The sequence below is a fragment of the Anaeromyxobacter soli genome (genome assembly GCF_022808855.1).
GTDB classification, from domain to species: Bacteria; Myxococcota; Myxococcia; order Myxococcales; family Anaeromyxobacteraceae; genus Anaeromyxobacter; species Anaeromyxobacter soli.
This window is the reverse complement of the sequence record NZ_JAKZLF010000011.1, coordinates 115,282-122,816: the sequence shown is the minus strand read 5'-3', so window position 1 is coordinate 122,816 and position 7,535 is coordinate 115,282. Positions and strand designations below refer to the sequence as shown.

The following is a 7,535-nucleotide window of genomic DNA, read 5'->3' as shown; positions in this document are numbered from 1 at the left end:
CGCCGCACCGCCGCACGCCCGCCCGCCGGCCGGCGCGCCGGGACAGCCCGGCGCCCCCATGGCGGCCGCGCCTCGCGGCGCTCCCGGCCAGCCCTCCCAGCCGGCGAGGCCGCCGGTCGATCCGCGCACGCTGCGCCCCACCTCCACGCAGGCGGTCGTCATCTCGCGGCCGCTCGTGCCGGTGCGGCGCGTGACGCCGCCGACGGGCGCGCGCCAGCAGTTCCCCGCGGCGCCGGGCCCGCGCGCGCTCGGCGAGGTCCGCGAGCTCAAGGTCGTCCCCGGCTCGCTCGGGCGCGAGCGCGAGTTCATCGACGTCTCCCGCGACAAGCGCCGCGGCCGGACCCCGGGACGCCCGGTGTCCGAGGAGCAGGCGAAGAGCCTCTCCGGCAAGGAGCTGCTCCAGGCCGCCATCACCGACCGCGCGTACATCCCGATCCGCGGCAAGAAGAAGAAGCCTACGAAGAAGGGGGCGAAGACGCAGATCACCGAGCGCGCCGAGCACAAGAAGGTCATCCGGGTCGAGGAGTCCATCTCGGTCTCGGAGCTGTCCCAGGCCATGGGCGTGAAGGCGTCCGACCTCATCCGCAAGCTGATGCAGGGCGGCACCATGGCGACCATCAACCAGCAGATCGACGCGGACACCGCGGCGTTCCTCGCCTCGGAGTTCGGGTTCACCCTCGAGAAGAAGGGCTTCGAGGTCGAGGAGTACATCCCCGAGATCGAGGTGGACGAGTCGAAGCTCGTCATCCGCCCGCCGATCGTGACCGTCATGGGCCACGTCGACCACGGCAAGACCTCGCTCCTCGACGCCATCCGCCAGGCGGACGTCGCCGCGGGCGAGGCGGGCGGGATCACCCAGCACATCGGCGCCTACTCGGTGCAGACGCCGCAGGGGCCGATCACCTTCCTCGACACCCCCGGTCACGAGGCGTTCACGGCGATGCGCCAGCGCGGCGCGCAGGTCACCGACCTCGTCGTCCTCGTCGTGGCCGCGGACGACGGCGTGATGCCGCAGACCATCGAGTCGATCAAGGCCGCCAAGGCCGCCGGGGTGACGATCCTCGTCGCCATCAACAAGATCGACAAGCCGGGCGCGTCGCCCGAGCGCGTCATGCAGCAGCTCACCGAGTACGAGCTCGTGGCCGAGCAGTGGGGCGGCACGACCATCATGCTGCCCGTCTCCGCCCGCACGAAGCAGGGCATCCCGGAGCTGCTCGAGTACATCGCGCTGCAGTCCGAGGTGCTCGAGCTCAAGGCCAACCCGGAGAAGCTCGCCTCGGGCCGCGTCATCGAGGCGAAGCTCGAGAAGGGCCGCGGCCCGGTCGCGACCGTGCTCGTCGAGGAGGGCACCCTCCGCGTCGGCGACGCGCTCGTCACCGGCATCCACTACGGCCGCGTCCGCGCGATGATGAACGAGCGCGGCGAGCAGGTGAAGGAGGTCCCGCCGGGCTATCCGGTCGAGGTCCTCGGCCTCTCCGGCGTGCCGATCGCGGGCGACGAGTTCGACGTCGTCGAGGACGAGAAGGCGGCGAAGGAGGTCGCGACTCACCGCGCCGAGAAGCAGCGCCAGAAGGAGCTCGGCACGACCCGCAAGGCGACGCTCGAGGATCTCTTCGCCAAGGCGAAGACGAGCGGCGCGAAGGTCCTGAACGTCGTCATCAAGGCGGACGTGCAGGGCTCCTCCGAGGCCGTGTCGCAGGCGCTCCAGAAGGCCGCCACGAAGAAGGTCGGGGTGAAGGTCCTCGACGCCGGCGTGGGCGCGATCACCGAGTCCGACGTCCTCACGGCGGCGGCCGGCACCGGCATCATCGTCGGGTTCAACACCAAGCCCGAGACGAAGGTCGAGCAGATCGCCAGCCAGCAGGGCGTGAAGATCCTCCTCTTCGACATCATCTACGAGGCGGTGGACAAGATCCGCGAGGAGATGGCCAACCTCCTCGAGCCCATCATCCGCGAGAAGCCGCTCGGCAAGGCGGAGGTGCGGGCGGTCTTCAACATCCCGAAGATCGGCGCCATCGCCGGCTCGGCGGTGACGGAGGGCGTCATCAAGCGGGCGGCGCACGTGCGGGTGCTCCGCGATCGGAAGGTCGTCCACACCGGCAAGATCGGGTCCCTGAAGCGCCTCAAGGACGACGTGCGCGAGGTGCAGTCCGGCTTCGAGTGCGGCATCGGGGTCGAGGGCTTCGGAGACGTGAAGCCGGGCGACATCATCGAGGCGTACGAGCTGGAGGAGATCCGCCCGTCGCTGGATTAGCCCGGGACCTCGGCGCTCGCGGCGGACTGGCCCTCCGTGGCCGGTCCGCCGGCCGTGCCCGACGCAGAGGCCCGAGCCGAGGTCGGGCGCGCGAGGAGCGAGCAGCGCAGCCGTACTGCTTCCGTACGGCGAGCAGCACAGCGACGAGCCCGCCCGAGATCGGCCGGGATCCTGCGTCGGAGCTCACATGTTCGTCGGAGTGTTGAGGCTCACCCTGCACCTCCCCGCGCCGGGGTCGCTCAAGTCGAAGCGGCACCTGGTGCGGTCCGCCATCGACCGGGTGAAGGCGAAGTTCAACGTCTCGATCGCCGAGGTGGGCGAGAACGACCTCTGGCAGCGCAGCGTCATCGGCGTGACCGCCGTGGGGAACGACCACGGGTTCGTCAACGAGACGCTCGACAAGGTCGCCAACTTCGTCGCGTCGATGCACGGCGGCCAGATCCAGCTCACCGCGCGCGACCTCGAGATCGTCGCGTACGGCGATCACCTCGGCCAGGACGGCGGCCGGACGCTGGCCGACGTCGAGGCGGAGCGCGAGGCGGAGGACGAGCAGGACGAGGGCTGGGTCGGCGACGACGCCGAGGGCGGGGAAGAGGACGAGGACGAGGAGACCCGATGAGCACGCACAGCCGGCCCGCACGCGTCGCCGAGGAGTTCCGTCACGGGCTCGCGGACGTGATCGCGCGCGGCCTCAAGGACCCGCGCGTCACGGGGTTCATCACCGTGACCGGCGCGAAGATGTCGCCCGACCTCAGGGAGGTCACGGCCTACGTGTCGATCCACGCCGAGGAGACGGAGCGGGCCCGCACGCTGGAGGGGCTCCAGGCGGCCGCGCCGTACCTGCAGCGCGAGGTCTCGCGCGGCCTCCGGCTCCGGCACACGCCGCACCTCCGGTTCGTCTACGACGAGTCGGTCGCGCGCGGCGATCGCATCGAGCGGCTCCTCAAGGAAGCGCGGGACAAGGACTCGCAGCGCGAGCCGTGAGCCGCTCCGGCGTCCTCGTCGTCGACAAGCCGGCTGGGCCGACCAGCTTCGACGTCGTGCAGCGCGTGCGGCGGCTCCTGGGGGCGGCGCGGGCCGGGCACGCCGGCACGCTCGATCCGGCCGCCACCGGCGTCCTCGCGGTGTGCGTCGGGGACGCGGTGAAGCTCCAGCAGTACCTCGCCGACGCCGACAAGGCCTACGAGGCGACGGTCGAGTTCGGCGCCGCGACGGAGACGGAGGACGCGGAGGGGCGGGTGATCGAGACGGGCGATCCGTCCGGGCTCGACGCGGACCGGATCCGCGCGGCGCTCGCGCGCTTCGTCGGCGAGATCGAGCAGGTCCCGCCCATGTACTCCGCCGTCCGCGTCCGCGGCCGCCGGCTCCACGAGGCCGCCCGCGCGGGCGAGTCGGTCGAGCGGGTGCCGCGGCGGGTCCGGGTGGACGCGCTCGAGCTCCTCGCGCTCGACGCGCCGGGCGAGCCGGGCGAGCCGGAGACCCCGCCGGCCGAGGGCGGGCCCGGGCCGCGGGTCCGCCTCGCCCGCCTCGCCGTGCGCTGCGGGAAGGGCACCTACGTGCGGACGCTCGCGGCGGATCTGGGGAGGGCGCTCGGCGTGCCCGCCCACCTCGCCGCGCTCCGCCGCACCGAGGCGAGCGCCTTTCGCGTCGAGGAGGGGATCGCCCTCGCGGAGGCGGAGGCCCTCGGGCGCGACGCGCTCGCCTCGAGGATCATCCCCATGGGGGACGCGCTGCGGGTGGTCCCGCCGGTCGCCGTCGACTGGCACGAGGCGCGTGACCTCGTACACGGCCGCGCCCTGGAGCGCGACGCGCCCGCCCCGCTCGTCCGCGCCCTGGCGCCGGACGGGCGGCTCGTCGCCATCTGCTCGCTCGGGGAGCGGGGGCTCAGGCCTCAGCGCGTCTTCCTCGGCCCCGGGGACCTCGGCGCGGCCCGCGCCGAGGAACGTTGACTCGTCCGGGCGGATGGCTTAAGACCCCGCTTTCACACGAACGCCCACTGTGGCCCGAGGCGCGCGCCTTCGCCCTCGCTGCGGTGGAGCGAACCCACGAAAGGAAGTCCCTATGGCGCTGGTGCAGGAGCGGAAGCAGGAGCTGGTGACGAAGTACAAGCGGCACGAGAAGGACACCGGCTCGCCCGAGGTTCAGGTGGCCCTCCTCACGGAGCGGATCGCCTACCTCACCGAGCACTTCAAGACGCACAAGAAGGATCACCACAGCCGCCGCGGCCTGCTGAAGCTCGTCGGGCAGCGCCGGCGCCTGCTCGACTACCTCCGCACGATCGACCAGGGTCGCTACAAGACGCTGATCGAGCAGCTCGGCATTCGCAAGTAGGCAGTGGAACCGAAGCGCCTCGGCAATCTCGCCGGGGCGCTCGCGCTTTCCGGCGACGGAGGCGCGGAGCAGGGCAACGCGCCCGCACGGGCCGGGGCCGCGACGAGACCGCGAGGTCGCTTCCGTTTCCGACTGGGCCGCCTCTCCACGGAGGGGCGGCGGAGTGAGGAACAGAGGCACCTCCCGATCCCGGCGGCGGCAGCGGCGCGCGCGGGACAACGCGGCGACGGACGCCAGGCGTCCTCGCGCGCAAGGAAGGTGCACATGAATCCGATCCAGAAGACCGCCCGCGTGGGCGACCGCGAGATCCTGCTCGAGACGGGCAAGGTCGCGAAGCAGGCGCACGGCGCCGTGTGGGTCCGCATGGGCGACTCGATCGTGCTCGTCACGGTCGTCTCCGCCGCGGAGAAGAAGGAGGGCATCGACTTCTTCCCCCTCACCGTCGACTACCAGGAGAAGCTCTTCGCCGCGGGGCGCATCCCCGGCAGCTTCTTCCGCCGCGAAGGGCGCCTGACGGAGAAGGAGACCCTCACCTCCCGCGTCGTCGACCGCTCCTGCCGGCCCCTGTTCCCCGAGGGCTACGGCAACGAGACGCAGATCATCGCGACGGTCATCTCGTTCGACCAGGAGAACGACACCGACGTCCTCGCGCTCACCGGCGCGTCCGCGGCGCTGCAGGTCTCCGACGTCCCGTTCAACGGCCCCATCGCCGGCGTCCGCGTCGGCCGCGTCGCCGGCCAGCTCGTCGCGAACCCCACGCTCGCCCAGCGCGCCGAGGCGGACCTCGACATCCTCATGGCCGCCTCGCGCGACGCGATCGTGATGGTGGAGGGCGGTGCGAAGGAGGTCTCGGAGCAGGTGATGGTGGACGCGCTCCTCTTCGGCCAGGCGGCCGTGAAGGAGCTGCTCGAGGCGCAGGAGGCCCTCGCGAAGGCGGCCGGCGACAAGCCGAAGCGCGCGTTCGAGCCGCCGAAGAGCGACGCCGCGCTGAAGGAGAAGGTCAAGGCGCTCACCTGGGAGAAGGTGAAGGAGGCCTACGCGCGCGACGAGAAGCACGACCGCTACGGCCGGCTCTCCGAGATCAAGAAGGAGCTCCTCCAGGCCCTCAAGGACGAGGCGGCCGGCGACGCGCAGAAGCTCGCCGCCGTCACGACCCGCGAGAAGGAGATCAAGGGCTACTACGAGGACGTGAAGTACGAGTACATGCGGAAGATGATCACCGACGAGCGCCGTCGCATCGGCGGCCGCGGTGAGGCGGACATCCGCAAGATCTGGTCCGAGGTGGGGCTCCTCCCCCGCGTGCACGGCTCGGCGCTCTTCACGCGAGGTGAGACGCAGGCGCTCGTCGCGACCACCCTCGGCACCGCCGAGGACGAGCAGCGCGTGGAGATGCTCACCGGGATGCACTTCCGGAAGTTCATGCTGCACTACAACTTCCCGCCGTTCTCGGTCGGCGAGGCGAAGTTCCTGCGCGGCCCGGGCCGGCGCGAGATCGGTCACGGCGCCCTCGCCGAGCGCGCGCTGCGCCAGGTGATGCCGGCCGAGGACAAGTTCCCGTACACGGTCCGCATCGTCTCCGACATCATGGAGTCGAACGGCTCGTCCTCGATGGCCTCGGTCTGCGGCGGCTGCCTGTCGCTCATGGACGCGGGCGTGCCCATCAAGGCGCCGGTCGCCGGCATCGCGATGGGGCTCATCAAGGAGGGCGAGAAGATCGCCATCCTCTCGGACATCCTCGGCGACGAGGATCACCTCGGCGACATGGACTTCAAGGTCTGCGGCACCGCCGAGGGCATCACGTCGATCCAGATGGACATCAAGATCGGCGGCGTGACCCGCGAGATCCTCGAGCGCGCGCTGGCGCAGGCGGCCGACGGGCGCAAGCACATCCTCGGCGAGATGGCGAAGGCGCTCTCCAAGCCGCGCGAGTCGATCAGCGCCTACGCGCCGCGCATCACGACCATCAAGATCCGGCCGGAGCGCATCAAGGACATCATCGGCCCCGGCGGCAAGACCATCAAGGACATCACCGCCCGCACCGGCACCTCGATCAACATCGAGGACGACGGCTCGGTGTCGATCGCGAGCCCGAGCCAGGACAAGGTCGAGGCGGCGATCAAGATGATCCGCTCGCTCACGCAGGAGGCGGAGGTCGGCAAGACCTACCTCGGCACGGTCCGCAAGATCGCCGAGTTCGGCGCCTTCGTGGAGCTGTTCCCGGGCACCGACGGCCTCATCCACATCTCCGAGCTCTCGGACAAGCGGGTGAAGAGCGTCTCCGACGTCCTCTCCGAGGGCGAGGAGGTGCTCGTGAAGGTCATCTCCGTCGACCGGGCGGGGAAGATCCGGCTCTCGCGCAAGGAGGCGCTCGCGGAGGCCGCCGGCAAGAAGCCCGAGGGCGCCGCCGAGACCAAGGGCGAGCCCGCCAAGTAGGGCGTGACGTACCGCGCGCCGGGGCCCCTCGGGCCCCGCGCCCGCGGGGGAGAGGCCGATGCCGGTGACGGTGAAGGTGCGGCGCGTGGGCCAGCGCGGTCCGCCGCTCGAGCTGCCCCGCTACGAGACCGACGGCGCCGCGGGGCTCGACCTGCGCGCCGACGAGCCGGTCGCGCTCGCCCCCGGCGAGCGGCGGCTCGTCCCCACCGGCCTCGCCCTCGAGATCCCGCCCGGCCACGAGGGCCAGGTGCGCCCGCGCTCCGGGCTCGCCGTGCGCCACGGCGTGGGGATGGTGAACGCGCCGGGCACCATCGACTCCGACTATCGCGGCGAGGTGTGCGTCGTGCTCGTGAACCACGGGCAGGCGCCCGTCGCGTTCGCGCGCGGCGATCGCATCGCCCAGCTCGTCATCGCGCCCGTCGTCCGGGCCGAGCTCGTGGTGGCCGGGGAGCTCTCCGGCAGCGGGCGCGGCGACGGCGGCTTCGGCTCGACCGGCCAGTGATCCCGAGGTGACCCC

7 protein-coding genes are annotated in these 7,535 nt (G+C 71.8%); all 7 read left to right on the top strand.

Annotation, left to right across the window (positions count from 1 at the left end):
• Positions 1-2,254 (top strand): translation initiation factor IF-2 (gene infB / locus MLV88_RS10630; RefSeq protein ID WP_243337431.1); only part of this gene is annotated, 2,254 nt, incomplete at its 5' end.
• A 187-nt stretch (positions 2,255-2,441) separates the two neighbouring features.
• The gene (locus MLV88_RS10625) at positions 2,442-2,873 is read left to right on the top strand and encodes a DUF503 domain-containing protein (protein ID WP_242338957.1); all 432 of its coding nucleotides are present in this window, start codon (positions 2,442-2,444) and stop codon (positions 2,871-2,873) included.
• On the top strand, positions 2,870-3,238 hold the full coding sequence (rbfA, locus tag MLV88_RS10620) for a 30S ribosome-binding factor RbfA (RefSeq protein WP_242338955.1): 369 nt from the start codon (positions 2,870-2,872) through the stop codon (positions 3,236-3,238). The genes MLV88_RS10625 and rbfA overlap by 4 nt, the downstream gene beginning before the upstream one ends.
• A complete protein-coding gene (gene truB, locus MLV88_RS10615; RefSeq protein ID WP_243337426.1) occupies positions 3,235-4,203 on the top strand; it encodes a tRNA pseudouridine(55) synthase TruB in 969 nt (322 codons plus the stop codon). The genes rbfA and truB overlap by 4 nt, the downstream gene beginning before the upstream one ends.
• 112 nt (positions 4,204-4,315) lie before the next feature.
• Positions 4,316-4,585 carry a 30S ribosomal protein S15 gene (gene rpsO, locus MLV88_RS10610; protein WP_242338951.1) on the top strand — a complete coding sequence of 90 codons (270 nt, stop codon included), beginning with the start codon at positions 4,316-4,318 and terminating at the stop codon, positions 4,583-4,585.
• Positions 4,586-4,849: 264 nt separating this feature from the next.
• Positions 4,850-7,018, top strand: a complete 2,169-nt coding sequence (gene pnp, locus MLV88_RS10605) for a polyribonucleotide nucleotidyltransferase (RefSeq protein ID WP_242338949.1) — start codon at positions 4,850-4,852, stop codon at positions 7,016-7,018.
• A gap of 58 nt (positions 7,019-7,076) precedes the next feature.
• Positions 7,077-7,520 carry a dUTP diphosphatase gene (gene dut, locus MLV88_RS10600; RefSeq protein ID WP_242338947.1) on the top strand — a complete coding sequence of 148 codons (444 nt, stop codon included), beginning with the start codon at positions 7,077-7,079 and terminating at the stop codon, positions 7,518-7,520.
• Positions 7,521-7,535: the final 15 nt, after the last annotated feature.